A 25,078-nucleotide genomic window follows, 5' to 3' on the forward strand; every position below is an offset into this window, starting at 1 on the left:
AGGGGACGGTCCACCGCACATGAGCACACCGAGCACCAGTGGTCCGGTCACACATAGGCCGCCCGCACAGCGCGCCGACAGCCCGCCGCCCGGTCCACTGCCCGAAGAGCCCCGGCCGTCCGTACTGGCCCCGCTGAGCCTGCCCGAACTGCGCGCGCTGCGCCGGGACGCCCAGCGCGACGAGGCCGACCTGAGCTATGTCCGGCGCCTCCTCCAGGGCCGGATCGACATCCTGCGCGCCGAACTGACCCGGCGCGGCGGGGCCCGGCTGCCGGTGCCGGTGGACGGGTCCGTGGTGGAGCGGCTGTCGGAGATCCTCGCCGACGGCCCGGCCCGCCACCGTTCCTCCGCCCGCCATGTCACGCTGGGCACCCCGTACAGCGAGGAGTACGGCAAACTCGCGGCGGAGATGCTCGCCGAGGTCGAGCTGTCCGACCTGACCGCCCGCACGGACACCGAACTGGGTGACGCGATGGGCCGGTTGACCCAGTACGAGCAGGAGATCTCGCACCGCCGCCAGGGCCTCCAGCGCACCACCGACGACTGCGGGGACGAGATCGCGCGCCGGTACCGGGCGGGCGAGGCACAGGTGGACGACCTGCTGGCCTGAGCGGCGGGGCCGCGGATGGAGCCGGATGCCGGGGCGCGGGAAATGCGCGCGACACCTGGCGGGTCCCCCGCCTACCGTGGCCCCATGATCGACGTACGCCCCGCGGGCGAGGACGAGTTCGACAACTGGCACCGCGCCCTGGACACCGGTTTCCTCCAGGACCCGGTGCTCACTGAGGAGCAACGTGCCGCGAGGCTGCGGCAGTTCGAGCCGGGCCGCCTGCTCGGCGCCTTCGACGGCGGCCGCTGCGTGGGCACCTTCCGCTCCTTCGCGCAGGAGGTCACCGCGGTCGGCGGCGCGTACGTTCCGTCCAACGCGATCTCCAACGTCACCGTCTCCCCGACGCACCGCCGCCGCGGTCTGCTCACGCGCATGATGCGCGAGGACCTGGCGGCCGCGCGGGAGCGCGGGGACGTGATCGCCACGCTGATCGCCGCCGAGTACCCGATCTACGGTCGTCTCGGCTTCGGCCCCGCCACCTGGGCGACCAACTGGAGCGTGGACGTCGGCCGTTCGGGGCTCGACCCGCGCTGGGCGGGCCCGGCGGACGGTGCCCGGATCGACCTGGTGGACGGCGCCGAGGTGCGCGCGCTGGGCCCGAAGCTGTCCGAGCGGGTGCGCGCGGTGACGCCGGGCGCGATCGGGCGGGACGAGCTGTGGTGGGACGCCCGTACCGGGGTGGCCCGCTTCGGCCGGGACTGGACCGAGCCGTTCTACGCGGTGTACCGGTCCGCCTCCGGCGAGGTCGAGGGCCTGGTGGCGTACCGCTGCGAGGCCAAGTGGGAGGGGCAGCAGCCGGAGAACGCGGCCAAGGTGGACTGGCTGACGGCCGCGACCCCGGCGGCCGAGGCCGCGCTGTGGCGCTACCTGTGCTCGATCGACTGGATCGCCCACGTCAAGAGTGGCTGGCGGGCGCCCGACTCCCTGCTGCCCTTCCTGCTGCCCGACGTGCGCGCGGCCCGCGTCGAGACGTACACGGACTGGCTGTGGCTGCGGCTGCTGGACGTCCGGCGGGCGCTGGAGGCGCGGACCTACGAGCGGTCCGGGTCGCTGGTGCTCGAGGTGCTGGACGAGGACGGCACGGCGGGCGGACGGTACCGGCTGGAGGTGTCGCCCGAGGGGGCTTCGTGCACCCCGGCGGGCGGCGCGTCCGCCGAGCTGACGCTGCCGGTGGCCGAGCTGGCCACGGTGTGGCTCGGGGACGGCTCGCTGACCCGGCTGGCGGCGCTCGGCCGGGTCCAGGAGGAGCGGGAGGGCGCCGCCCGGGTGGCCGACGCCCTGTTCCGCACGTCCGGGCGGCCTTGGTGCCCGGACTCCTTCTGACCGCGATCGTCGGTCGCCCGTCCGCGGCGTGCCGTGCTGATGTGCCGGTATTCGGTTGTGGCTGTGCGTGTGTTCAGTTGTGACTGTGCACTCCCGCCACCGGGAGTCTTCCCAGCCGAGTGGGCTGACCAACGTACGCGGAAACAAGGGCGTCCGGGAGCGGTATCGAGCCAACTCCTCATCAGATAATGGAAGATGACGTGAATTCACGATATTCCGGCAACTGGTCGTGATGCCCTTGGGGCATGCGCACGGCCGAGGTCTCGGAAGGAGTCGGCGTGAACGACAGGAGACTGACGGTCGCGGACATCGCCGAGGTACTGCGCGAGCGCATCCGGACCGGCGCGCTCCGGGCGGGGCAGCTGATGCCCACTCAGGCCGATCTGGCAGCCGAGTTCGGTGTGGAGCGCGGTGCCGTGCGTGGGGCCCTGCGGGCACTGCGCGACGAGGGTCTGCTCACTGATGTCACCAAGGGCAGCCCGCCGCGCGTAGCGGAGCCCGCCCCCGCGCAGGACGCCCCCCGGCCCACGATGGTCGCCCTGGCCCCCCGGCTCGCCGAGGCGTTCACCGCGTCCCACGTCCGGGTCGACGCCGTCTGCCTGACCGCGGAGAACCTGATGCTCGCCCTCGCCGAGCCGCTGCGCCGCATCCACGAGGGCCGGGACCGCCCCGAGCGCGTCGACGTACGCGTCCTGCTGCCCTCGCGCGACATCAGCCTCGCCTTCCCGGTCCCGGTGGACCCGGCGGGCGACGACGCCGACCCGGTGCACCGGCGCTGGCTGGCGATGCGCAACGCCCAGGGGCAGGTCCTGCAGTACAACCTCGACGCGCTGCGCGCCACGCACGACATCGACGTCCATGTCGCCTTCCGCGCCCTGCCGTTCACCCCGCCGGTCAAGCTGTACCTGCTCAACGGCGCGGAGGCGCTGTACGCGTACTACATGGTCACCCGGCGCGAGGAGCCCACCGACACCGGCACCCTGGAGATGTTCGACACCCTCGGTTCGGAGTCCATGCTGTTCTCCTTCGAGAGGCGGTCGGGCCAACGTGACGCCTCCTTCGTGGAACAGTCGCAGAAGTGGTTCGACGCCCTCTGGGAAACCATCACCACGGACCTGACACTCTCCTAGTGACTTCTGAGACGACGGAGACGACACCGGATGAACCGGTAGCGACCGAAACGGTTGAGAAGAAGACCGCCTACGAGACCGAGAAGCTTCGGGAACTGATCGGCGCGAGGGTCGTGCTCTGGGACTTCGACGGCCCGATCTGCCGGCTCTTCGCCCGGCACCGCGCCGAGCGGGTCGCGGCCGGGCTGGTGGAGTGGCTGGCCGGGCGCGGGCTGCACGGTCTGCTCAGCGAGGACGAGCGGGACACGCTGGACCCCCAGGTGGTGCTGCGCGCGGTGGACCGCCGCCATCCCGGCAGCGAGCTCGTGGCCGAGCTGGAGGAACGCCTCACCCAGGACGAGCTGCTGGCCGCCGCATCCGCCCTGCCGACCGCGTACGCCGACCCGCTGATCCGGACCTGGACCGCGGTGGGCTCCCGCCTGGCCATCACCACCGACAACTCCCCCCACGTGGTCCGCGCCTACCTCGCGGGCCGGGGCCTGACCGGCTGCTTCGCCCCCCACATCTACGGCCGCACCGCCGACGTGCGCCGCCTCAAGCCCGACCCGCACTGCCTCGACCGGGCCCTCGACGCGCTGGACGCACCCCCCGGCTCCGCCCTGATGATCGGGGGCGCGGCCACCGATGTGGTCGCCGCCGAGCGGGCCGGGGTCCGCTTCCTCGGCTACGCGGGCGGCGAGCGCACGGCCGAGCGGCTCCGGGCCGCCGGCGCCGACACGGTCCTCACCTCGCTGCAGCCCTTGCTGACGGCGCTCCGGCGCCCGACGGGCTGACACGGCGCGAGCGGGCGGGCGGCGTTCCGCAGGGCCGGTCTGTCCGCTCCCACTATGCTTTGTCCCCTGCTGCGGTGGCCGAGCCCGGCGCGCAGCGGTGTCGGGCGGACGAGCGGACGGAACGGCATGGATGACGAGCGTGACGGCTCCCGGGACGCCTGGGAGCTGCTGGTGGACGGTCCCGGCGCGACCTGCGTGCTGTTCGACTTCGACGGCCCGCTCTGCCGCCTGTTCCCCTTCGGCACGTCCATGGCCGTGGCCGCGGATCTGCGGCGGACCCTCGCCGACGACGGGGCCATCCAGGCCCTGTCCGCGGCGGAACGCACCGACAAGGACCCGTACATGGTGCTGCGGGCCATCCACCGGGTGCCGCGACTCGGTGATCTGGTGCGGCGGCTGGACGCGCGGCTGACCGAGGGCGAGCTCGCCGCCGTGTCCGCGGCGCTTCCCACCGCGGGGGCGGACCGGCTGGTGCGGTGGCTGTCCGGCCGGGGCGTCCGGCTGGCCGTCGTCACGAACAACGCGGCCGACGCCGCCGACCGGTACCTCCGGCGCCATGACCTGCGCGGCTGTTTCGAGGCCATTCACGGCCGGGGTGCCGATCCCGGCCTGATGAAGCCGCATCCCGATGTCCTGCGCCGGGCCCTGCGCGGTCTCGGTCTCCCGGCGGGCGACGCGGTGATGATCGGGGACACGCCCGCCGACTTCGCCGCCGCCGAGGAGGCCGGGGTCGCCTTCATCGGATACGGCCGCAGCCACGACAAACGCAAACTGCTCCGCGACGCGGGCGCGAAGATCGTCATCGCCTCCTACGAATCCCTGCTCCTGCGCGCCGCGTCCGGGGCGGAGCCGGGCGCGGCGCGGGACCGGGCAGCTGTGGACGGTCCGTCCTCTTCCTGACCGCACCCGCTGACGGCACCATGAGCTGCAGAGCGTCAACTCATCGGTGCCGAGGGGGAAATGGTGGCGGACTCCACGTTGCGCGACCGGGTGGCGAACGGCTGGGCCCGGGCCGAGGGGACGGTGACCAGGGTTTCGCTGCTCACGGTCTTCGCCGTCGGGCTCGTCGCCCAGTTCGTCAAGCCGGTCGGGGACGCCCTCGAAGGCAAGGCGTACATCGGAGGGGCCCTGCTGAGCCTGGTGGGCTACGCGCTCTACAGCGAGGTCCAGCGGCTGAACTCGGCGCACGAACTGCAGCGGCAGGCCACGGAGCGCATGGTGGCCGCGGTCGACAGCCTGCGGCGCCAGAACCCGGCCGCCGACCTGCGCTTCGACCCCGACGGCATCGCCGCGGAACTGCGCGGGGTCCTGTGGTCGGGCCACCGCGTGGAGCTGGCCACCATGGCGTTCACCGCGGAGAATTTCGTCCACCCGCTCAAGCGGATGCTGGGCGGGCTCCCGGTCGACTCGCGGCGCGAGGTGAAGGTCAGGGTGCTCGTGCCGGACTTCACCCAGCCGGTCAGCGTCCCCGGGCGGGTGCGGGCGGACGGCACGCTGGAGGACTCGCCGGGATTCCGCGCCAGGCTGCTGGCCAAGGTCTCCGAGTACGCCGGTGACCTGGGGGAGATGCGCAGCCGCATGCGCTCCAACCATCAGGGGACCCTGACGGTGGAGTTCAGGGTCCTGCACCACACGCCGGAGGCCAAGCTGTACCTCCTCAACGACGAGCAGGCGATCCACGGGACCTATGACAAGTTCGAGCTGCGGCCCAACGAGTACGACGAGGAGGAGGGCCGGCTGTTCGACCTGATCGGCAACCGGATGCCGATGATCCGGTGGCACCGGGACGCGGGCACGCTGGCGCGGGAGATGGTCATCGGCTACCGGACCATGTTCGACATGTACTGGGAGCTGGCGCGCCCGCTGACCGTGGAGCCGCCGCCGCCGAACGGCCGGGTGCCCGCGCCCCGGCGGCAGGAGGGCTGAGCGCGGCGTCCTCCGGGCGAAGCCGCCCTCCATGCCCGATGCTGAGGGGTGATGCTGCTCTTCCTCGACATCGACGGCCCGCTCATCCCCTTCGGCGCCCCCGACGCCGCGTACCAGGTGTTCGAGCGGCGCGCCGGTCTGCCGCCGGGCGGGGGAGGGCATCCGCTGCTCGACCGGGTCGATCCGGGGCTCGGGGCGCGGCTGACGGCGCTGGGCTGTGAGCTGGTGTGGGCGTCGACCTGGATGGACGACGCCAACGAGGTGCTCGCGCCCTGGCTGGGCCTGCCGCCGCTGCCGGTGGTGCCCTGGCCGGACGAGGACGAGCCGCCCGCGCTGATCCACTGGAAGACGCGCCCGCTGGTCGAGTTCGCGGCGGGCCGCCCGTTCGTCTGGATCGACGACGAGATCACCGAGGCCGACCGGGCGTACGTCGCCGTCCACCACCCCGCTCCGGCCCTGCTGCACCGCGTGGACCACGACTACGGGCTGACCGAGGCGGACTTCCGCACCCTGCGGGAGTGGCTGGACAGGCAGGCGCCGGACTGACCGCGCTCAGGCGGCCGACCGCTCCCCGGCCCACCGGCGCCGCAGGTGCGACTCGGTGATCGCGGGCGGCGCGTACTCCATGTCGAGGGCGCCGACGTCCGTACCGGGCGGGACCACCGCGTCGATACGGTCCAGGATCTCGTCGCTCAGGGTGACCTTGTCGCCCGCGAGGAGGTCGTCGAGCTGTTCCATCGTGCGCGGGCCGATGATCGCGGAGGTGACGCCGGGGTGGCTGATCACGAAGGCCAGCGCGAGGTGGGTCAGCGAGACACCGGCCTCCTCGGCGACCGGGATCAGCCGCTCCACGGTGTCCAGGCGCCGCTCGTCGCGCAGATACCGGAAGCCGTAGGTGGAGCGGTGGGTGTCGGGGGCCTGGTCCTTGCGGTAGCGCCCGGTGAGCATGCCCCCGGCCAGCGGGCTGTAGATCAGCGTGCCCATGCCGTACCGCTCGCACACCGGCAGCACCTCGCGCTCGATACCCCGGTTGAGCAGCGAATACGTCGGCTGTTCGGTGCGGAAGCGCTGGAGCCGGTGGTGTTCGGCGACCCACTGCGCCTCGACGATGTCGGAGGCGGGGTAGCCGGAGGTGCCGATCGCGCGGACCTTGCCCGCGCGCACCAGGTCGGTGAGGGCGGAGAGGGTCTCCTCGATGTCGGTGTCCGCGTCGGGGCGGTGGATCTGGTAGAGGTCGACGTGGTCGGTGCCGAGCCTGCGCAGCGAGTCGTCCAGCGCCCGGGTCAGCCAACGCCGGGACGCGCCCTGCATGTTGGGGTCCACCCCGTCGGCGTTCATGGGCAGCCGCGCCTTGGTGGCCAGCACGACGGAGTCCCGCCGCCCCTTCAGCGCCTTGCCGACGATGCCCTCCGACTCCCCGTACGAGTACATGTCGGCGGTGTCGATGAAGTTGATCCCGGCGTCCAGCGCCTTGTGGATCATGCGTACGGAGTCGTCGTGGTCGGGGTTGCCGACGGCGCCGAACATCATCGCGCCCAGGCAGTAGGGGCTGACCTTCATTCCGGTGCGGCCCAGCGTGCGGTACTTCATGAGTCTCCTCCCATCCGCGGTGGCCAGGGCCCGCCGCGGCGCGTTACGCTCACGAAAACGGAACGGTGTTCCGGGAAGAACGATACGGAACGCTGTTCCGGTTAGCAAGTGGAGGTCTGGCATGACCGACGCCGAGCCGTCCCGCCCCCGGCTGCGGGCCGACGCGCGGCGCAGCGTCGACACGCTGCTCACGGCCGCCGCCGAGGTGTTCGCCGAGTCCGGCGTGGACGCGCCCGTACGCCAGATCACCGCGCGGGCGGGGGTCGGCGCGGGCACCCTCTACCGGCACTTCCCGCAGCGCTCCGACCTGATCGCCGCCGTCTTCCGGCACGAGGTCGACGCCTGCGCCGACGCCGCGGCCGAGCTGGCCGCCGACCAGGACCCCGTCGAGGCCGTGCGCCGGTGGCTGCTCCGTTTCACCCACTTCATCGCCACCAAGCGCGGCCTCAGCGCCGCCCTGCACTCCGGCGACCCGGCGTACGACAGCCTCCCGGCGTACTTCCAGCTCCGCCTGGTCCCCGCCCTGGAGGGCCTCCTCGGCACGGCGGTGAAGGCGGGCCGTATCCGCGCCGACATCGCCCCCGACGACCTCCTGCGCGTCGTCGCCAACCTGACGCTCCCGGCTCAGGACGACGACGGCCACACGACGCGCATGCTGGGGTTGCTGATGGACGGCCTGCGGTACGGGAGCGGGGGCGCGGGCGCGGGGGAGGGCTCGTGATCTCGGAGTACCAGCAGGCGCTGCGGGACCGCTGTCTGGCGGCGCCCGTGCTGCCGGTGCCGCCGCCGTGGCGGCCGGTGGGGGACGGGCTGATCCCGGTGGGCGGGCTGCTCGGCATCGGCTTCGCCGTGCACCCGGAGACCGGGCACGACCTGGTGATGGTGGTGTCCACCAGCGGGCACGGCCTCATCGACGCGGTCACCGGCGAGCGGCTCGCCCGCGACTACGACCCGGACCCCGAGACGGACACCCCCGACCTGTCCCCCGACCTCAGCTGCCCCGGCCTCGGCCCGGTCGCGGGTGTCCCGATCCGTATCGCGGGCCTCTTCGGCGGCGGCCTGCACAGCGGCTCGGGCACCGGCTGGACGGTGCGCGTGGCCTCCCCGGACTGGCCCCATCACCGCGTCCTCCTCTCCGCGGACGGCGGCATCAACTCCGGGCCGCCCGGCGAGACGTGGTGGCACATCTTCCACTCCACGTACTCCGAGTTCCGTACCGCGGGCTTCTCCCCGACGGGCCGGACCCTCGCGGTCGCCACGAGCAGCGACCTGGCGCTGTGGACCGGGGGCGGGCGTGGGCGTGACTGAGGGGCGGCTCGACGCGGCGTGGCTGCGGGCCTGGTGCGAGCGGGGAGGGGGCACCGTCGTCCCGGCGACGGACGCGAGCCACCGGGCGGCGGACGCCCTCGTGGACCTCACCCCGATCCCGTCGGACCTGACCACGCTGTACTGGGTGCTGGCCGAGGTCCGCCTCCCCGACGGCCGCTCCGTCCATCCGCCCGCGACCGTCGCCGCCCTCTTCCGCGAGCATGGCGAGATCGAGATCCCGGGCGAGGAACCGGCCCTGGTCTTCGCCGCGACAGCCGACGGCCACGCCTGCGCCCTGTCCGGCTCCGGCCGGGTCTGGCAGGCCACGAGTCCGTCCGTGACAGCCCGGTTCGACCTGCTGGCGAGCAGCCTCCGGGAGTTCCTGGAGATCAGCGGGTGACGCCCGGTGTGCGACCCGCGGAGGGTGGGCCCGCTCAGCCGGAGGGGACGAATTCGTACCCCGATCATTCATGCCCACGATGGAGACGGTGATGCCGTCCGGGGTCTCCCAGGGCGTGTAGCTCTTGTCGGCGTAGCGGGTGCCCGCCCACGACTCGGCGTCCACGGTGACGTCCTCCCCGACGGCCGTGGCGAACTCCCCGCACGCCCGGGCGCTGCGTCCCGGCCGGAAGGGCGGCCGTAGACTCGCGCGCCATGGAAACAATCTTCGAGCTGGGCGAGATCAGCTGCCCCTCCGGCACCCTGGTCGTCGTCGACGGCGGCCATCTGGGGCTGTGGAGCGGGGAGCGGTCGCCGGTCGAGATCGACCCCGTGCTGCTCGGCATCGAGGACGCGGAGATGGCCGAAGAGGTGCGCCGCTCGGTCGACTTCGCCGTGGTCGGCCCGGACGCCACGGCCGCCGCCCGGAGCTTCGACCGGCAGCCGGGTGCCCTGCTCCACGACATCCCGGCGTCCCAAGTGCCGCACTTCACGCGGCTGTTCGACGAACACTGCCAAGTCGGCGGTCTGGACGCCCGTTTGGAGCCGCTGCCCAGCCGTGAACCCCACGCCCACCGCGCCCGCCGTACCGCGGCCGAGGGCGGCGGGAGCTTCCTGATGTTCGGGGTGCCCGTCGTCGCGGTGGGCGGGCTGCCCCGCGACCGCCCGCTGCCGGTACTGGCCACCCGGACCGGGAGCGAGCCGAGCTGGACGGAGCTGACGGTCCGTACGAGCGAGGCTCCTGCGGTCAGCTCCGTACCGCTGGGCCACGTCGGCGTCGACTGGGCCCGCCTGCTCTTCGGCGACGTCGACGCCCTGAACGCCTGGGAGCACGACGAGCCGGTGGACGGTCTGGCCGACGTCGCCTTCTGGGGCGCCGCCGCCGACGAGGCAGCGGCGGCCTTCGCCGCCCCCGAGCTGGGCGAACCGGGCGAGCCCGGGGTCTGTGGCTGGGCCGGGCTGCCCGTGGCGGAGGCCGTGGACAAGACCCGCGCGGTGCGGGCCTGGGCCCAGGAGACCGGCCGCCGCCTGATGGTGGACTTCCGCCCCCACTCCCACCACTGGCAGATCATGCGCGGCCTGCGCGCCTCGGAACTCGACTCCGGCACGCTGGACCTCGGCCCGGCCCGCGTGCTCTGCGCGATGACGACATGCGGAGACGGCTACTTCCCGGTGGCGGCGGACCTGGACGCGGCGGGGGGCGTGGTCGCGGTGCGGGTGACGTTCGCATAGTCGTCGCGGCCTACCTGGAAGCCTTCAGGGTGCGGTCCAGCAGGGGGAGCAGGCGCTCCCAGTGGCGCTCCAGCCCGGCGGCGTTGAACGCGTCGGTGTCGGACATGGTGAAGCCGTGGGTGGTGCCGGGGTAGATCTCGGAGGTGTGCTCGACACCGGCCGCGTCCAGGGCCTGGTTGAGCTCGGCGAGCGCCTCCGGCGTCAAGTCGCCCTCGGCGTGGCCGAGATGGACCCGTGCGGTGATCTCGGCGAAGAGGCCGGGGCCGTCGACCCCCACGGGGCCGTGGAACGCGGCGACGGCCGCCACCCGGTCGGGGTGGGCCGCGGCGGTGCGCATCGCGTAGAGGCCGCCTATGCAGTACCCGGTCACCGCGACCGGCCCGGCGCCGACCTCGGGCTGGGCGGTGAGGAACCGCAGGTAGGCGTCGGCGTCCCTGCGGACACGCTCGGCGGTGTGCGCCTCGATCAGGGGCATCAGCCGGGCGAACACCGCGGGCCGGACCTCTTCGCCGATGTGCTCGGGAAGCTCGATCAGCGGCGCCGGGCCGTGCCGGTAGAAGGAGTTGGGGACGAGCACGTAGTAGCCGTGCCCGGCCAGTTCGCGGGCCATCTCCCGCAGCACGGGCCGGATGCCGAAGCCGTCCGCGTACATCAGCACCCCGGGGTGCCGCCCGCCGCGGTCGGGGAAGGCGGCGAAGGCGTCGGCGTGGCCGTCCGCGGTGGGGACCCGCAGTGTCTTGGTGGGCATGAGTTCTCCTGTCGTGGTCGATGCGTGGAAGCTGTGATCGACACGACGGAGGCGGAGCCCGCGCGGCAGCGCGACAGCCCCGGCCGTACGGCGGACCCGAACCGGCCCGTACGGCGCTCAGGAGAGCACCGGGTCACCGATCCGTGTGTGGCGCGAGGCCGTCCCGGTATACATGGCCGCACAGCCTAGCCGACGGGATGTGAGCCGACGCGCTCAATCCGAGGCGGTCCGGGCGGGCTTGGCAACGATCAGCAGTACGGCGAACACGAGCGGCGCGACCGCCTGGTACCCGATCCAGACCTCACCCCCGGCGCTGCCGCCCCGCCACGCGATCAGGGCGCCGATCAGCGCCGTCAGGACCCAGCCGCTGTCGTAGGCGATCATGAGCCGCGTGTACGTGCGCATCGACCGGCTGCGGGTGTAGCCGATCTCGACGACACCGCCGACCAGCAGGACCACGCCCGCGACGGCCATCAGCCAGGTCGACGTGCCGAGCAGTCGGCCGAGCGGGGCGGCGCCCGCCAAACAGGCGAGGGCCAGCACCACCTTGAAGGCGCCATCGGCGATGGCCCCCACTGTCCGGCGGTTCACGCGCGGTGCCACGGCCTGGGCCATGAGTGGTCCCCCTCGGAGCTCGTCCTGTCGATTCCGTAACGAGATTATGGCAATAATCAAACTATGAGAATGACGAGAGCGGAAGCCAAGGAGCGAAATCGCCGTGCCCTGTTGGACGCCGCGTTCCAGGTCGTCGCCCGGCGCGGCCAGCTGGCCAGGCTCGATGAGGTCGCCGCACAGGCGGGCCTGACCACCGGCGCCGTCTACTCGCTGTTCGGCAGCAAGAGCGGCCTGGTGCTGGCCCTCGTCACCGACTACCTGCGGCCGTACTACGAGGAACTCGAGCAGGCGGTCCCGGCCGAACTGGATCTGCTGGACGCGGTCGAAGCCTTCGCCCGGCACTCCCGTCGGAGCTGCGACGCCCCCGACGCCCGGGCCGTCCTGTCGCTCCAGGTCACCGCACTGGACATGGCCCTGCACGACCCCGACCTGGGAGCCCGGCTCGCGGCGTCCGTACGGTCGCAGGAGGAGCAGCTGGCCGCGCTGTTCGCCGGGCGGGCCCATGGCGGAGGCGTGGTGACGCCGGATCAGGCCCGCCGCCTGGTCACCGCGCTCCGCGCCCTCCTCGTCGGCCTCACCCAGGGCGTCACCCTCGCCCTCGCCCCGGAGGCCGACGAGCAGTACTTCGCGGACGCGGCCCGCGCTCTGGCGGCAGGCTGGTGACGACACGTCTTCACCGGGCTGGACGCTGTGTCCCGCCAGCGCCGCCCGCCACCCGATCCGCTCGGGCGCCGGCCCGGGCGGATCGGTGGGGCCGGTACGCGGCGTCACATACGGTCGGCCCATGATGATCAGATCGGGCGATGTGCGCAGCCTCGGCCGCCCTGCCTCCGAGGCGCGGTTGCACTTCGGGACGGAACTGCAGGAGATCGGCGGCGGGCCGCGGCGCCGCTTGCTCATGGTCGACGACGAACCTGCCTTCGAGCTCAGCTTCTACTGCGGAACGTGCCCGTTGCTGTTCCGCCGCTTGGCGGGCGCGAAGGAGAAGCTGTCCCTGGAGAGCGTGCAGGAAAGGCTCGCCGGGGCGCTGGACGATCCGGACGACGGCGGCGTGATCGAGGCGTTCGGTGCGTTGCTGCCGGAGGGCGAGTACCTTCCGTTGCTTCTGAGCGTGGAACCCCGGCTGGTCGTCCCCGGCCAGGAAGGCGACTACTTCAGCGGCGAACAGGTCACGACGTGGGGGGTCGATCAGTTCTGGGGTCTCCCGGAGTACCCGCACACCCCGTACTACCGGACCTTCGAGACATCCGTCGACGCGGATGCCCACCTCTACGAGTTCGTCGTGCCCATGGTCCCTCCGACGTGGAACGAGAGAGAGCGTGTCGAGGAGTACGTCGCGCTCATGGAGCGGGGAACAGTCCCCACGGCGGTGGCGGTCTCCACGCTGGACGTGTGCGAGCCCGCCGTCGGGATGCCGATCGACCATTACCGACACTGGGGCCTGACCCACTTCCTCCTCGACGGCCACCACAAGCTGGAGGCTGCTGCCGAAGCCGGCCGGCCGGTGCGGCTCCTCTCGCTCCTGACCCTGGGCGAGAGCCTGGCCGGAGCGGACGACTGCGCCCGGCTGCCGGCTCTACGCACCCGACCCCGCTCGACCCGGACGACCGGTCCGGTATGAATGGGCGCCCGGACCGTCTCGTCGTCGACGAGACGGCTGAGGTCCGTCATCTGCACTCGCTCCCGCCAGTCCGACAGGACCAGCGCTTCATCAGAGGTGAGCGCCATGGAGGCGTATGGACCACTCACCCGCGTGGATGACGACTGCGGCCTCCATGGTGTTGCGATGTGGAAAGCCCCGAACCCGCCCTCACCGCTTCGGATCTGCACGTGGTGATGTGCTGTGTGATGTGCACCTTTACCTGTACGCCATGCTGAGCTGCACTGTTGATGGGGAGTTGAACCCCGCGTTGCTCTTCACGCGCCAGGAGTGGGCTGGAAAACCGCCGGCCCTCGGTGTGTGCACGCCTCCGAAGCAGCTACCTGCTCCACATCGTCCCCGTCTGCTGGACCACTCAGTCCAGCAGATCCACCTCCCAGTTCGTACGCTGGATCCGCACATCGACCTCGCGGATCTCCCGCGCGAGAACATCCGCCTGACCGCGCAGTTCCGCGACCGGAAGCGCGGAAAGCATCACCAGCTCGGACCGGAGCTGTCGGCCGTATCCCCGCTCGCCGCTACCCGCCGCAGCGTCCGCCGCCGCGGTGACCACGGAGTGACGCAACCGCAGGACGTCCCGGCGTGCGAGAGCATCGGTGAGCGTCCCGTCGGGACGCATCTCCACGGTGGCATTGGTCCGGTTGATCCGCCGGATCAACGTTTCCAGAGCGCTCAGCACCTCATCGGCCTCAGCCAGCAACTGGGCGGCATCCTCGGCGGGCGTCTCCCCCTCCTGGTACCGCGCACTGCTGACGACGCGCGCTCGCAACTGTTCTACACGGCGCGTCGCTTCCGCACGTTCTGCCAGTGCCTCAGCAAGCTTCACTGTCTGCACCTCCCCCTCCATGAGCTCGCACGAGTATACGAGTGCGAACCAGCTCATACGCACTTGGATTTTGCTCCACAGGGGCTCTGACCAGCCACTGGAACGAGAGCGGACAGTGACCCGGGGTCGAGCGAGGTGCCGTCACACCCCCGGCACAAAACTTTTGCAAGCGGGTGCTTGCAAAAGTTAGCGAGGGTGGGCATGGTGGAGGCATGGCATCGCTCAACGTCGGCAATCTCGGTGAGTATCTGCGCGAGCAGCGGCGCAACGCCCAACTGTCGCTGCGGCAGCTCGCCGACGCCGCCGGGGTGTCCAATCCGTACCTGAGCCAGATCGAGCGCGGGCTGCGCAAGCCCAGCGCGGAGGTGCTGCAGCAGGTCGCCAAGGCGCTGCGGATCTCCGCCGAGACGCTGTACGTCCGCGCGGGAATCCTCGACGCCGAGCGGGACCGGGACGAGGTGGAGACGCGCGCCGTCATCCTCGCCGACCCCTCGCTCAACGAACGGCAGAAGCAGGTCCTGCTCCAGATCTACGAGTCCTTCCGCAAGGAGAACGGACTCGGTGGCGAAGGCCCCGTACGACCCGAGGAGCCCGTGGGTACGGAAGCGCAGCCGAGCGACACCCCCGTGAGCGGCACCCGCACGGACGACGGCAGTGATGCCGGTCCGCGCCGGACGGCCGGATGAAGCCGGACCAGGGCTCCGGCCACCGCACGCGGACCACACCAACCTCAGCCGAACGCGAATCCGGGAGGACTTTCACCATGGCCATCACCGACGACCTGCGCAAGACCCTCAGCGACCCGACTCCGCTCTACTTCGCCGCCGGTACCGCCGATCTCGCCATCCGGCAGGTCCGCAAGGTGCCCTCGCTGGTCGAGCAGCTCCGCGCCCAGGCCCCGGCCCGGATCGAGCAGGTCCGCGGCACCGACCCCAAGGTCGTCCAGGAGCGGGCCACCGCCCGCGCCAAGGAGGCGCAGGAGACCATCCAGACCAAGGTCAACGGCCTCATCGGCAACCTCGACGTCGACCTGAAGAAGGTCGGCGAGCAGGCCCAGGATCTCGCCCTGCGCGGTGTCGGCGTGGCCGCCGAGTACGCCGTCAAGGCGCGTGAGGCGTACGAGAAGGTCGCCGAGCACGGCGAGCAGGCCGTGAAGACCTGGCGCGGCGACGCCGCCGAGGAGATCGAGGAGCTCGCCATCGCGGTCGAGGGCCAGCCCGAGCCGGGCGTGGTCAAGGAGACCCCGAAGCCTGCCGCCGCCGCGCCCGCCGCCGGTCCGGCCGTCGCCAAGCCCGACCCGGCCGCCAAGAAGCCCGTGGCGAAGAAGCCGACCCCGGCTCCGGCCCCGGCCGCCGCCCGCAAGGCTCCGCAGACGAAGAAGCCGACCCCTCCGGCCAAGTGACGGCGGACGGCGGAAGAGGTACGGGCCGGGCACCATCAGGGTGCCCGGCCCGTTCTCCGGGTAGCGTGACGGCAGCGAACCAGAAGGCCCCGAAAAGCAAGGAGCGGTGGGCAACATGCTGATGCTGGGCTTCGAGGGGTTCATGGGACTCCTGAAGATCGTCCTCATGGCACTGGCCGCCTTCGGGCTGTTCGACGCGGCCATCCGGCGTGAGGACGCGTTCCGCGCGGCCGGTAAGCAGAACAAGATCTTCTGGCTGGTCATCCTGGGCATCGCCCTCGTGGTCAGCTACCTCTTCTCGATCCTGTCCATCCTGCCGATCGCGGGCGCCGTCGCCAGCATCGTCTACCTCGTCGACGTCCGCCCCGCCGTCAAGGCGCTCACCGGCGGCAACCGAGGCGGCTGGGGCCGCGGCAAGGGCCGGGGCGGCAGCAGCAGCGACGGCCCGTACGGCCCGTACAACGGCGGCCGCTGAGAGCTCCGCCGGTTCAGCGGGACGGCCCCGGCGGACCACCGGGGTCGGCGGCGGGTTCGCGCTGTTCGCGGCGGACCGGCCGGACCTGGCCGAACTGTTCGCGGCGATGGGCGTGCTCGGCTTCGGCGTCGGCGGCTCCTCGGCCGCGATGCCAGCATCGGCCCGGCCACCTCTCGCCCGCCGACGCCCATCCCGTGAGTCGGCCGCGGTCATCCCGACACTGGAGGTTCCATGCCCAAGGGCTACTGGGTCAGCGCCTACCGCACCATTTCCGACCCCGAGAAGCTGGCCGCGTACAACGAGCTGGCCGGTCCGGCCGTCGCGGCCGGGGGTGGCCGGGTCCTCGTCCGTGGCGGTCGGACCGTGGCGCATGACGCCGGGATCGCCGAGCGCACCGTCCTGATCGAGTTCGACAGCTTCGAGCAGGCCGTCGCGGCGCACGAGAGCGCGGCCTACCAGGAGGCGCTGGCCGCCCTCTCCGACGGCGTCGAGCGCGACTTCCGCATCGTCGAAGGCACCGACTGACCGAGGTCCGGTCGGATCTTCACGGAAGGACTCTGCCGGGAGCCCCGAGGACGGGCCGTCGGCGATCGTGCTGCCGCGTCCGGCTCGGACGATGCCCGTCCCCTCGTGGCAGCTCCCTACGCCACCCGGTCCAGCAGGACCACGGCCACGTCGTCCGTCAGCTCGTCGCCGTTCAGGTGGCGGACCTCGCTGACGGCGGCGCGGAGCAGTTCCTCGCCGCGCAGGCCCTCGGAGAGCTGGCGGTGGATCATGTCGACCATGCCGTCCTGCCCGAGGCGGGGGCCGCCGGGGGAGGTGCGGCCCTCGATGAGGCCGTCGGTGTAGAGCATGAGGCTCCACTCGGCGCCCAGCTCCACCTGGGTGCGGGGCCAGCGGGCGCCCGGGAGGAGGCCGAGGGCGGGGCCGTTGTTGTCGAAGGGGAGCAGCCGGGGGACCGGGGTCGCGCCGGGGCGGATCAGCAGCGGGGCGGGGTGCCCGGCCAGGCAGAGGCCCGCGCGGCGGCCGTCGGGGGCGATGTCCACCGTGCAGAGGGTCGCGAAGATCTCGTCGTCCGAGCGCTCGTGCTCCAGCACCTCCTGCAGCGTGCCCAGCAGATCGTCCCCGCACAGCCCGGCCAGGGTCAGCGCCCGCCAGGCGATGCGCAGCTCCACGCCGAGCGCGGCCTCGTCCGGGCCGTGGCCGCAGACGTCGCCGATCATGGCGTGCACGGTGCCGTCGGGGGTGCGGACGGCGTCGTAGAAGTCGCCGCCGAGCAGCGCGCGGGAGCGGCCGGGGCGGTAGCGCGCGGCGAACCGCAGCGCGGCGCCCTCCAGCAGCGGCGTCGGCAGCAGCCCGCGCTCCAGGCGCCGGTTCTCCTGCGCGCGCAGCCTGCCCTCCGCCAGCCGCCGCTCGGCGGTGTCGGAACGCTTGCGCTCCACCGCGTACCGGATGGCGCGGCTGAGCAGCCTGCTGTCCAGCTCGTCGCGGAAGAGATAGTCCTGGGCGCCCACCCGCACGGCCTCGGCGCCGCGCTCGGCGTCGCCGGAAGCGGTCAGCGCGATCACGGCGTGCCGCGGGGCCAGCTCCAGCACCTGGCGGAGCACGGCCAGCTCGTCGCCGTCCTCGGTGTCGGTACGACCGGCGGCCGGGAGGGCGAGGTCGAGCAGGATGCACTGCACCTCGGGGGTGAGCAGCCGTCCGGCCTCGGTGAGGTTGCGGGCGGTACGCACGCGGATCGGCCGGCCGGCCGAGTCCCGCAGCTCGGGGACCAGCGCGCCGGACGGGTCGTCCTCGACGAGCAGCACGGTGAGCGCCGCGCCGAGGGCGGCGGTGTCGCGGTGCGCCTCTTCGGTGAGGGCTACGGCCGAGACCTGCGCCGGACCGCACTCGGCGGCCGGGACTGCTCTCTGCCGCGGTACGGGTACGGGCATGTCCTGGTTTCCTTCCCTCCCCCCGAGGGCACGGCGGCGTCGAGGGTCCTCGGGCCGCCGACCGGTGACCCTAGCGGTACCGGCCACCCGGACGGAATGGGGCGGCCCGCGTCCGGAACGCGTAGTCCGCTGTCATATGCCGTGCTCCGTACCGCAGTTGGGCGCCGCGGCGGGGGGCCCGGGATGACGAAGCTCACTTGGTTCCGCCCCGCCCGCGTGCCGTTGGTCACAGGGCGCGGCGATGTGTGGCGCCGGTCACGCGTCCGGGCGTACGACCCCCAGGATCGGCATGGTGCCCGCGCCCGTGATGGTGACCGTGCGGCCCGGTCGCGGGGCGTGGATTATCTTGCCGTCGCCCACGTACATCCCGACGTGGGTGGCGTCCGCGAAGTAGATGACGAGGTCGCCGGGGCGCATCTCCGTCACGTCCACGTGCGGAAGCTGCTTCCACTGCTCCTGCGAGGTGCGCGGGATCGGGGTGCCCGCGTCGGCCCACGCCTGGGAGGTCAGGCCGGAGCAGTCGAAGGAGTCGGGGCCCTCGGCCCCCCAGACGTACGGCTTGCCGAGCTGGGCGGTGGCGAAGGCGACCGCCTTGGCCCCGGCGGAGGTGGCGGTGGCGGTGGAGGTTGCCTTCGCGGCGTCGGCCGCCTTCTTCAGGACGCCGGTGTCCAGCCAGGCGGCCTGTGCCTTGCGGGCGGCCTGCCGTTCCAGCTCGGCCAGCCGCTCCTTCTCCTTCTTCTCCAGCCGGGACTCGAGCTTCTCGGCGTCCGCGATCCGCTCCTGGACGGTCTTCTGGGCGGCGGCCTTGTCCTTGCGGTCCTGCTCAAGCTTCGTCCAGCGGGCGGCCGCGTCGTCGGTGTCCCGCTTCAGCTGCCGCTCGACGCGGTCGGTCTCGGCGATCAGCTTCTTGGTGGCCCGCGCCCCGTTCAGCAGGGTTCCGGCGCCGTCCGCGAAGTGCTCCGGGTCGTCGCTGAGCAAGAAGTGCGCCATGGGCGGCAGTCCGCTGTCCCGGTACTGGGCGCGGGCGGCGGCCCCCGCCTGGTTCTTCAGCTCGGCCAGCTTGGTGCGGGCCGCGTCGGTCCGCTTCTCCAGCCGGGCGAGCTGGACGGACTGCTTCCGCGTCTTCTCCTCGGCCGCGTTGTAGGCGTCGGTGGCGACGGCCGCGTCGTGGTACAGGCCGTCGAGCCGGGCGCGGACCTTCTCCAGTTCGGCGTCGGGAACCGGGGCCGGCGCGGGAGTGGGCGCGGGGGTCGCGCTCGCGGAGGGTGTCGCGGAGGGGTCGGCGGGTCCGGCCGTTACCGACGCGAACGCCGTGCCCGGCACCGCCAGTACGGTCACCGCGCAGACCACGGTCACGGCGGCGGCGAGCAGCCCGCGCTTGCCCCTACCCATAACAGTCCCCCCAAGCTGATTTACCGTCAGTAACTTACGGTCCGTCCGCAGGATCGTGCCACGATCCCGCGCGAAGTGACAGAGGTCGTACGAAGTCGTACTTCCCCGGCCCCCGACGCCTCCCCGCGCCCCTCCCGCGATCTTCCCGCCCGTCTGACGAACCGGACCCGGAGATCGTTCCCCCGAGATTCCGAACTCCCCGCGATTCCCTCGAACAGGTGAACAGGCGTCAGCGGGGTGCCAACGCCTCCCAGGTCAGCGTCACTTCTCCCTGCCGCCAGCGGGCGGGCCCGTCCGTCACCGGCCAGTCGGCCGTGAGGTCCCGGACCGTGCGCAGCCAGCGCTGGCGGGCGCCGTAGGCCGCGTAGGGCGCGGCGGCGGCCCAGGCGCGGTCGAAGTCGCGCAGGAAGGCGTGCACCGGCTCGCCCGGCACATTGCGGTGGATCAGCGCCTTCGGCAGCCGTTCGGCCAGGTCGGAGGGGCGCTCCAGCGAGCCGAGCCGGGTCGCGAAGGTCACCGTGCGCGGCCCCTCCGGACCGAGCGCCACCCAGACGTGCCGCCGTCCGATCTCGTCGCAGGTGCCCTCCACCAGCAGCCCGCCGCGCGACCCCGCGCCCGCCGGGGCCAGTCGCGCGCACAGCCCCCGCCAGACGGCGGCGACCTGCTCCTCTTCGTACTGGCGCAGCACATTGGCGGCCCGGATCAGCAGCGGGCGGCCGGGTACCGGGATCTCGAAGCCGCCGTGCCGGAAGGCGAGCCCGTCGCGCTCGTACGGTTTCGCCGCCGCGACCCGCTCCGGTTCGATCTCGACGCCGACCACGCGCGCGTGCGGGGCGGCGGTACGGAGCCTGCCGAGCAGTTCGACGGCGGTCCAGGGGGCGGCCCCGTACCCGAGGTCGATGGCCAGCGGGTCGGCCGCGCGCCGCAGTTCGGCGCCGTGCGTGGCGGCGATCCAGCGGTCCATGCGGCGCAGTCGGTTGGGGTTGGTCGTCCCGCGCGTCACCGTGCCCACCGGGCGGGACGTCGCGCGGGTTGCCATGTCTACGAGGGTAAGCGGGCGGGACGGTGACCCCCGTCCGAACGGTTGAGCGAACGCAGGTCATGATTGGGTAAAACCGCTTGATCGGGAAATGGGAAGAACCCCCACCGCTGTTGCACCCCTCGGAGGACTCGGACGGTCCTCCGGCAGGCGGGCCGCAGCGAGGAGGAAGCCCAGTGAGCCAGTACGTCAGCAGGCTCGGGCGCCGCTCCCCGGCGACGCCCCCGCGGCTGCGGCTGCACCGCAGGCCCCGCCGGGTCGCCATGCTCTCCGTGCACACCTCACCGCTCCACCAGCCCGGCACCGGCGACGCGGGCGGGATGAACGTCTACATCGTGGAGCTGGCCCAGCGGCTGGCCGCGATCAACATCGAGGTCGAGATCTTCACCCGGGCCACCGCCGGAGACCTCGCCCCCACCGTCCAGCTCGCCCCCGGCGTCCTCGTCCGGCACATCGACGCGGGCCCCTACGAGGGACTGGCCAAGGAGGAGCTGCCCGCCCAGCTCTGCGCCTTCACCCACGGCGTGATGCAGGCGTGGGCCGGTCACCGCCCCGGCTACTACGACCTCGTGCACTCCCACTACTGGCTCTCCGGCCACGTCGGCTGGCTCGCCGCCCAGCGCTGGGGCGTCCCCCTGGTGCACGCCATGCACACCATGGCCAAGGTCAAGAACGCCAGCCTGGCCACCGGCGACACCCCCGAGCCCGCCGCCCGCGTCATCGGCGAGACCCAGATCGTCTCCGCCGCCCGCCGCCTCATCGCCAACACCGCCGAGGAGGCCGCGGAGCTGGTCCGGCACTACGACGCCGACCCCGCCAAGGTCGCCGTCGTCCACCCCGGCGTCAACCTGGACCGCTTCCGCCCCCTGGACGGCCGGGCCGCCGCCCGCGCCCGCCTCGGCCTGCCGCAGGACGCGCTGATACCGCTCTTCGCGGGCCGCATACAGCCCCTCAAGGCCCCCGACGTGCTGCTGCACGCCGTGGCCCATCTGCTGGACGAGCGCCCCGAGCTGCGCCGCCGGCTCGTCGTCCCCGTCGTCGGCGGGCCCAGCGGGAGCGGTCTCGCCAAGCCGGAGGGCCTGCAGAAGCTCGCCGCGCGGCTCGGCATCGCGGACGTCGTGCGGTTCCGGCCCCCGGTCGGGCAGGAGCAGCTCGCGGACTGGTTCCGGGCCGCGTCCGTGCTGGTCATGCCGTCCTACAACGAGTCCTTCGGGCTGGTCGCCATCGAGGCGCAGGCGGCCGGCACGCCGGTGCTCGCCGCTTCGGTCGGCGGGCTGCCGGTGGCCGTGCGCGACGGCGAGACCGGCTTCCTCGTCCAGGGCCACGACCCCGCCGACTACGCCCGCGTGCTGCGCCGCTTCGCCGACGACCCCGGCCTGCCCGACCGCATGGGCGCCGCCGCCGCGCGGCACGCCCTCGGCTTCGGCTGGGACGCCTCCGCCGCCGCCACCGCCGACGCGTACGCGGCCGCCACCCAGTCCCACCGCCGTCGCGTACGCTCGCAGCATGGCTGACACCGAGGCGACGGAACGGGCCGCGCGCACCGTCGAGGACGCGCTGAAGGACGCCGAGCTGGAGTGGGAGAACCCCGGACCGGGCTCCTACGTGGTCACCCTCCCCGGCACCGCCAAGCTCTCCACCACCGCCTCGCTGCTGGTGGGCCGCCACACCCTCTCCGTCAACGCCTTCGTCATCCGGCACCCCGACGAGAACGAGGCGGGCGTCCACCGCTGGCTGCTGGAACGCAACCTCAAGCTGTACGGCGTGAGTTACGCGATCGACACGCACGGCGACGTCTACGTGACCGCCCGCGTCCCGCTCGCCGCCGTCACCCCCGAGGAGGTCGACCGCCTGCTCGGTCAGATCCTCGAAGCGGCCGACGGCGCCTTCAACACCCTGCTGGAACTGGGCTACGCCTCCGCGATCCGCCGCGAGCACGCCTGGCGGGTCTCGCGCGGCGAGTCCACCCGCAACCTGGACGCGTTCACGCACCTGCTCGACCGCGACTGAGCCTCGTTCAGGCGCCGTTGCGGTAGCGGCCCGGTGTGACTCCGACCAACTTCTTGAAGTGCCGGGTCAGATGGGCCTGGTCGTAGAACCCGGCCGCCACCGCCACCTCACCCGGCGGCACCCCGTCCAGCAGCAGCCGCCGGGCCCTGCCGACTCTTCGCGAGGTCAGGTAGCGGTGTGGGGCGATGCCGTACGCGGCGCTGAACGCCCGTACCAGGTGGGCGGGATGGGCGTGCAGCAGTGCGGCCGCGTCGGCCAGGGCGAGGCCGTCGGTGAGGTGCTCGTCGAGGAGTTCACGCAGTCGGCGCGCCAACACCGGGTCGGGACGCGGAGGTTCGGGTTCGCGGCGACGGAGGTGGTCCCGCAGGCGCTCACCGACGAGCACGAGCCCGCTTTCCGCGGCGAGTTCGTCGCCGGGGCGGGCGAGCGCCCGGTGCAACTGACCCACGTGCTTGCGCAGTTCAGGGTCCCGCAGGTCGGGCTGGTCGACGGCGGAGCCGATCAGATCGTGGCTCAGCCTGCTGCCGTCCAGGTACAGCACCCGCTTGCGGAAGCCGTGCGGGGTGGCGGGGGAGCCGTTGTGCGGGACGTGCGGGGGCAGCAGGGTGACGGTGTCGCGCGGGGTGCCGTGCTCGTGCCGGTCGAGGTCGTACCGTACGGCGCCGTCGTCCACGATCAGCAGCGTCCAGGCGTCGTGCACGTGCATCGGGTACGCGTACTCGGTGAACCGGGCGTGGAAGACCTCCACGACACCCGGTACCGAGGGGCGCCACGCGGAGACTTCCGGCTGGTCAGCGGCCACGCAAGAAACGTACAAGACCCGGCGGGGCAGTGGTCGGCAGTCTCGGGGCATGGACGAACAGCCCCTGCGTTTCGACACCAAGATCGCCGTGCTCCTCCGGGACGACCTCGCGCCCTGGCAGCGCCTCAATGTCACATCGTTCCTGGTCAGCGGCCTGGGCAGTCAGGTGCCCGAGGTGATCGGCGCCCCGTACGAGGATGCCGACGGGGTCGCCTACCTGCCGATGTTCCGCCAGCCGGTGCTGGTCTTCGAGGCCACGAAGGAGGTGCTGCGGGCGGCCCACACCCGTGCCCTGAACCGGGTGCTGCCCCGCGCGGTGTTCACCGCCGACCTCTTCGCCACCGGCAACGACACCGACAACCGGGCGGCCGTACGGGCCGTACCCACCGCCGACCTGGATCTGGTCGGCCTGGCGGTGTACGGCCCGAAGGGCGGGGTGGACAAGGTGGTGAAGGGGGCCAGGATGCACCCGTAGGTCAGGCGGCCTTCTCCACGGCGGGGTGGGCCGGGGCCGCGGGAGCGGTGATCTCCGCGGCCTCCGCCGGCAGCCCCCGCATCAGCAGCGCGTACCCCAGGCCCGCCACCGTGCCGATGACCGCGCACGCGCCCCAGAGCCACGCGGCGCCCAGGTGGTCGATGACCGCGCCGGACATCAGCGGGGCGACCAGGGCGGCGACGGACCAGGACAGGCTGTAGACGCCCTGGTAGCGGCCGCGGCCGTGGACGGGGGAGAGGCGGACCACGAGGCCGGTCTGGGTCGGCGCGTTGACGATCTCGGCGAGGGTCCACACGCAGACGGTGACCGCGAAGACCCCGACCGACCCGGCGAAGGCGGTGAGCCCGAAGCCGTAGCCCGCGAGCAGCGAGGAGATCACCAGCAGGCGGCGCGGGTCGCGGTGCTCGATGAAGCGGGTGACCGGGATCTGGAGGGCGACGATCAGGACGCCGTTGACGGCGATGGCGGTGCCGTAGTCGGCGGGGGAGAACCCGGCCTGGCCCATGGCGACCGGCAGGCCGACCGAGCCCTGCATGAAGAGGAGGGCGACGAGGAAGGACAGGCCGACGACCGCCATGTAGCGCCGGTCGCGCAGCACCGTACCCAGGCCGATCTCCGGCTCCCCGGCCTCCTTGGCGGCGGGCGCGGGGCGGGACTCGGGGAGCTTGAGGAAGACCAGGACCGCGCAGACCAGCGTCATCCCGGCCTCGATGAGGAACCCGGCCAGATAGCTGAACTCGGCGATGAAACCGGCGGCGACGGACGAGACCGCGAAGCCGAGGTTGAGCGCCCAGTAGTTCAGTGAGAACGCCCGTACCCGGTCCTCGGGGCGCACGATGTCGGCCATCATCGCCTGTACGGCGGGCCGGGACGCGTTGTTGGCGGCGCCGACGAGGAAGGCGACGGCCGCGATGGCCACCGGGTCGTGCATGAAGCCGAGCAGCGCGACCGAGAACGCGGTGCCGAGCTGGGCGATCAGCAGGGTGGGGCGTCGGCCGAGCCGGTCGGCCATCACCCCGGCGCCGAGCGAGGAGACGACCCCGCCGAGGCCGTGCAGGGCGGCGACGAGACCGGCGTAGGAGGCCGAGTAGCCGCGGTCGAGGGTGAGGTACAGCGCCATGAAGGTGGCGACGAAGGCGCCGAGCCGGTTGACGAGGGTGCTGGCCCACAGCCACCAGAAGGCGCGGGGGAGTCCCGAGACGGACGATCTGGCGGCGGCGACCAGCCGGCCCGGTACGGCGGTGGACATGGGCGGGACCCCCCGGTAAGTGGCGCTTGCGGTACTCGGAACTTACTGGGGTGGGGTCGCCGCAGGCCACTGGATTAACAGAAGCCGTCAACCGTCGGC

At 72.6% G+C, this 25,078-nt stretch carries 29 protein-coding genes; 20 read left to right on the forward strand and 9 right to left on the reverse strand.

Annotated elements, in window-relative coordinates; translation table 11 throughout:
• The first annotated feature begins 19 nt into the window (after positions 1 to 19).
• The 7 genes from ACIPPM_RS24880 to ACIPPM_RS24910 all read left to right on the forward strand — a co-directional run bounded on the left by ACIPPM_RS24880 (position 20) and on the right by ACIPPM_RS24910 (position 6,308).
• Complete coding sequence (locus ACIPPM_RS24880) at positions 20 to 610, forward strand: aerial mycelium formation protein (RefSeq protein ID WP_401451623.1); 591 nt, start codon at positions 20 to 22, stop codon at positions 608 to 610.
• Positions 611 to 694: 84 nt separating this feature from the next.
• Positions 695 to 1,933, forward strand: coding sequence for a GNAT family N-acetyltransferase (locus tag ACIPPM_RS24885; protein ID WP_401451625.1), 1,239 nt, complete (start codon positions 695 to 697; stop codon positions 1,931 to 1,933).
• Between the two features lie 245 nt (positions 1,934 to 2,178).
• A complete protein-coding gene (locus ACIPPM_RS24890) occupies positions 2,179 to 3,063 on the forward strand; it encodes a winged helix-turn-helix domain-containing protein (protein WP_401451628.1) in 885 nt (294 codons plus the stop codon).
• A complete protein-coding gene (locus ACIPPM_RS24895; RefSeq protein ID WP_401451630.1) occupies positions 3,063 to 3,836 on the forward strand; it encodes an HAD family hydrolase in 774 nt (257 codons plus the stop codon). The genes ACIPPM_RS24890 and ACIPPM_RS24895 overlap by 1 nt, the downstream gene beginning before the upstream one ends.
• A gap of 126 nt (positions 3,837 to 3,962) precedes the next feature.
• Positions 3,963 to 4,736, forward strand: a complete 774-nt coding sequence (locus ACIPPM_RS24900; RefSeq protein WP_401451633.1) for an HAD family hydrolase — start codon at positions 3,963 to 3,965, stop codon at positions 4,734 to 4,736.
• 63 nt (positions 4,737 to 4,799) lie between these two features.
• Positions 4,800 to 5,762 (forward strand): ATP/GTP-binding protein, encoded by a 963-nt coding sequence (locus ACIPPM_RS24905; protein ID WP_401451635.1) that lies wholly within the window; start codon positions 4,800 to 4,802, stop codon positions 5,760 to 5,762.
• A 51-nt stretch (positions 5,763 to 5,813) separates the two neighbouring features.
• The gene (locus tag ACIPPM_RS24910) at positions 5,814 to 6,308 is read left to right on the forward strand and encodes an HAD domain-containing protein (RefSeq protein WP_401451637.1); all 495 of its coding nucleotides are present in this window, start codon (positions 5,814 to 5,816) and stop codon (positions 6,306 to 6,308) included.
• Between the two features lie 6 nt (positions 6,309 to 6,314).
• On the opposite strand, the gene ACIPPM_RS24915 is transcribed toward ACIPPM_RS24910, so the two are convergent.
• Positions 6,315 to 7,352, reverse strand: coding sequence for an aldo/keto reductase (locus tag ACIPPM_RS24915; RefSeq protein ID WP_401451639.1), 1,038 nt, complete (start codon positions 7,350 to 7,352; stop codon positions 6,315 to 6,317).
• 121 nt (positions 7,353 to 7,473) lie between these two features.
• Here ACIPPM_RS24915 and ACIPPM_RS24920 point away from each other — a divergent pair, with 121 nt between their 5' ends.
• The 4 genes from ACIPPM_RS24920 (at position 7,474) to ACIPPM_RS24935 (ending at position 10,331) form a co-directional block, all read left to right on the forward strand.
• A complete protein-coding gene (locus tag ACIPPM_RS24920; protein WP_401451642.1) occupies positions 7,474 to 8,073 on the forward strand; it encodes a TetR/AcrR family transcriptional regulator in 600 nt (199 codons plus the stop codon).
• The gene (locus ACIPPM_RS24925) at positions 8,070 to 8,660 is read left to right on the forward strand and encodes a hypothetical protein (RefSeq protein ID WP_401451645.1); all 591 of its coding nucleotides are present in this window, start codon (positions 8,070 to 8,072) and stop codon (positions 8,658 to 8,660) included. The genes ACIPPM_RS24920 and ACIPPM_RS24925 overlap by 4 nt, the downstream gene beginning before the upstream one ends.
• Positions 8,647 to 9,060, forward strand: coding sequence for a hypothetical protein (locus ACIPPM_RS24930; protein ID WP_401451647.1), 414 nt, complete (start codon positions 8,647 to 8,649; stop codon positions 9,058 to 9,060). The genes ACIPPM_RS24925 and ACIPPM_RS24930 overlap by 14 nt, the downstream gene beginning before the upstream one ends.
• 254 nt (positions 9,061 to 9,314) lie before the next feature.
• Positions 9,315 to 10,331: a hypothetical protein gene (locus ACIPPM_RS24935; protein WP_401451649.1), complete on the forward strand. Its 1,017-nt coding sequence runs from the start codon at positions 9,315 to 9,317 to the stop codon at positions 10,329 to 10,331.
• 10 nt (positions 10,332 to 10,341) lie between these two features.
• On the opposite strand, the gene ACIPPM_RS24940 is transcribed toward ACIPPM_RS24935, so the two are convergent.
• Positions 10,342 to 11,079, reverse strand: coding sequence for a dienelactone hydrolase family protein (locus tag ACIPPM_RS24940; RefSeq protein ID WP_401451652.1), 738 nt, complete (start codon positions 11,077 to 11,079; stop codon positions 10,342 to 10,344).
• Positions 11,080 to 11,292: 213 nt separating this feature from the next.
• A complete protein-coding gene (locus ACIPPM_RS24945) occupies positions 11,293 to 11,694 on the reverse strand; it encodes a hypothetical protein (protein ID WP_401451655.1) in 402 nt (133 codons plus the stop codon).
• 69 nt (positions 11,695 to 11,763) lie between these two features.
• On the opposite strand from ACIPPM_RS24945, the gene ACIPPM_RS24950 reads away from it, so the two are divergent.
• Entirely contained in the window at positions 11,764 to 12,357 is a 594-nt protein-coding gene (locus ACIPPM_RS24950; protein WP_401451656.1) for a TetR/AcrR family transcriptional regulator, read from the forward strand.
• A 121-nt stretch (positions 12,358 to 12,478) separates the two neighbouring features.
• A complete protein-coding gene (locus tag ACIPPM_RS24955) occupies positions 12,479 to 13,315 on the forward strand; it encodes a hypothetical protein (protein WP_401451659.1) in 837 nt (278 codons plus the stop codon).
• Positions 13,316 to 13,709: 394 nt separating this feature from the next.
• Here the strand turns inward: ACIPPM_RS24955 and ACIPPM_RS24960 are convergent, their stop codons facing one another.
• On the reverse strand, positions 13,710 to 14,180 hold the full coding sequence (locus ACIPPM_RS24960) for a DIP1984 family protein (protein ID WP_401452469.1): 471 nt from the start codon (positions 14,178 to 14,180) through the stop codon (positions 13,710 to 13,712).
• A gap of 212 nt (positions 14,181 to 14,392) precedes the next feature.
• Here ACIPPM_RS24960 and ACIPPM_RS24965 point away from each other — a divergent pair, with 212 nt between their 5' ends.
• The 4 genes from ACIPPM_RS24965 to ACIPPM_RS24980 all read left to right on the forward strand — a co-directional run bounded on the left by ACIPPM_RS24965 (position 14,393) and on the right by ACIPPM_RS24980 (position 16,582).
• Positions 14,393 to 14,866: a helix-turn-helix domain-containing protein gene (locus ACIPPM_RS24965; RefSeq protein WP_401451662.1), complete on the forward strand. Its 474-nt coding sequence runs from the start codon at positions 14,393 to 14,395 to the stop codon at positions 14,864 to 14,866.
• Between the two features lie 77 nt (positions 14,867 to 14,943).
• The gene (locus ACIPPM_RS24970) at positions 14,944 to 15,582 is read left to right on the forward strand and encodes a hypothetical protein (RefSeq protein WP_401451665.1); all 639 of its coding nucleotides are present in this window, start codon (positions 14,944 to 14,946) and stop codon (positions 15,580 to 15,582) included.
• A gap of 115 nt (positions 15,583 to 15,697) precedes the next feature.
• Positions 15,698 to 16,057 carry a DUF2516 family protein gene (locus ACIPPM_RS24975; protein WP_401452471.1) on the forward strand — a complete coding sequence of 120 codons (360 nt, stop codon included), beginning with the start codon at positions 15,698 to 15,700 and terminating at the stop codon, positions 16,055 to 16,057.
• Positions 16,058 to 16,288: 231 nt separating this feature from the next.
• Entirely contained in the window at positions 16,289 to 16,582 is a 294-nt protein-coding gene (locus ACIPPM_RS24980) for a DUF1330 domain-containing protein (RefSeq protein ID WP_401451668.1), read from the forward strand.
• A 116-nt stretch (positions 16,583 to 16,698) separates the two neighbouring features.
• On the opposite strand, the gene ACIPPM_RS24985 is transcribed toward ACIPPM_RS24980, so the two are convergent.
• The 3 genes from ACIPPM_RS24985 to ACIPPM_RS24995 form a co-directional block, all read right to left on the reverse strand.
• Positions 16,699 to 17,991, reverse strand: coding sequence for a PP2C family protein-serine/threonine phosphatase (locus ACIPPM_RS24985; RefSeq protein ID WP_393594694.1), 1,293 nt, complete (start codon positions 17,989 to 17,991; stop codon positions 16,699 to 16,701).
• A 255-nt stretch (positions 17,992 to 18,246) separates the two neighbouring features.
• A complete protein-coding gene (locus ACIPPM_RS24990; RefSeq protein ID WP_401451670.1) occupies positions 18,247 to 19,383 on the reverse strand; it encodes an NlpC/P60 family protein in 1,137 nt (378 codons plus the stop codon).
• A 229-nt stretch (positions 19,384 to 19,612) separates the two neighbouring features.
• Entirely contained in the window at positions 19,613 to 20,422 is an 810-nt protein-coding gene (locus ACIPPM_RS24995) for a class I SAM-dependent methyltransferase (protein WP_401451672.1), read from the reverse strand.
• A gap of 176 nt (positions 20,423 to 20,598) precedes the next feature.
• Between ACIPPM_RS24995 and mshA the strand changes: the two genes are divergently transcribed.
• Both mshA and ACIPPM_RS25005 read left to right on the forward strand, forming a co-directional pair.
• The gene (mshA, locus tag ACIPPM_RS25000) at positions 20,599 to 21,936 is read left to right on the forward strand and encodes a D-inositol-3-phosphate glycosyltransferase (RefSeq protein ID WP_401451675.1); all 1,338 of its coding nucleotides are present in this window, start codon (positions 20,599 to 20,601) and stop codon (positions 21,934 to 21,936) included.
• Entirely contained in the window at positions 21,929 to 22,432 is a 504-nt protein-coding gene (locus tag ACIPPM_RS25005; protein WP_401451677.1) for a YbjN domain-containing protein, read from the forward strand. The genes mshA and ACIPPM_RS25005 overlap by 8 nt, the downstream gene beginning before the upstream one ends.
• 7 nt (positions 22,433 to 22,439) lie before the next feature.
• Here ACIPPM_RS25005 and ACIPPM_RS25010 read toward each other — a convergent pair whose 3' ends face one another.
• Entirely contained in the window at positions 22,440 to 23,285 is an 846-nt protein-coding gene (locus tag ACIPPM_RS25010) for an AraC family transcriptional regulator (protein WP_401451680.1), read from the reverse strand.
• Between ACIPPM_RS25010 and ACIPPM_RS25015 the strand changes: the two genes are divergently transcribed.
• On the forward strand, positions 23,284 to 23,709 hold the full coding sequence (locus ACIPPM_RS25015; protein ID WP_401451683.1) for a DUF2000 family protein: 426 nt from the start codon (positions 23,284 to 23,286) through the stop codon (positions 23,707 to 23,709). The two genes, ACIPPM_RS25010 and ACIPPM_RS25015, sit on opposite strands and share 2 nt — an antisense overlap.
• Before the next feature lies 1 nt (position 23,710).
• Here the strand turns inward: ACIPPM_RS25015 and ACIPPM_RS25020 are convergent, their stop codons facing one another.
• Positions 23,711 to 24,979 (reverse strand): MDR family MFS transporter, encoded by a 1,269-nt coding sequence (locus ACIPPM_RS25020; protein WP_401451685.1) that lies wholly within the window; start codon positions 24,977 to 24,979, stop codon positions 23,711 to 23,713.
• Between the last annotated feature and the right edge of the window lie 99 nt (positions 24,980 to 25,078).

It is taken from the genome of Streptomyces sp. NPDC090119, from assembly GCF_044747085.1.
Taxonomy (GTDB): Bacteria; Actinomycetota; Actinomycetes; order Streptomycetales; family Streptomycetaceae; genus Streptomyces.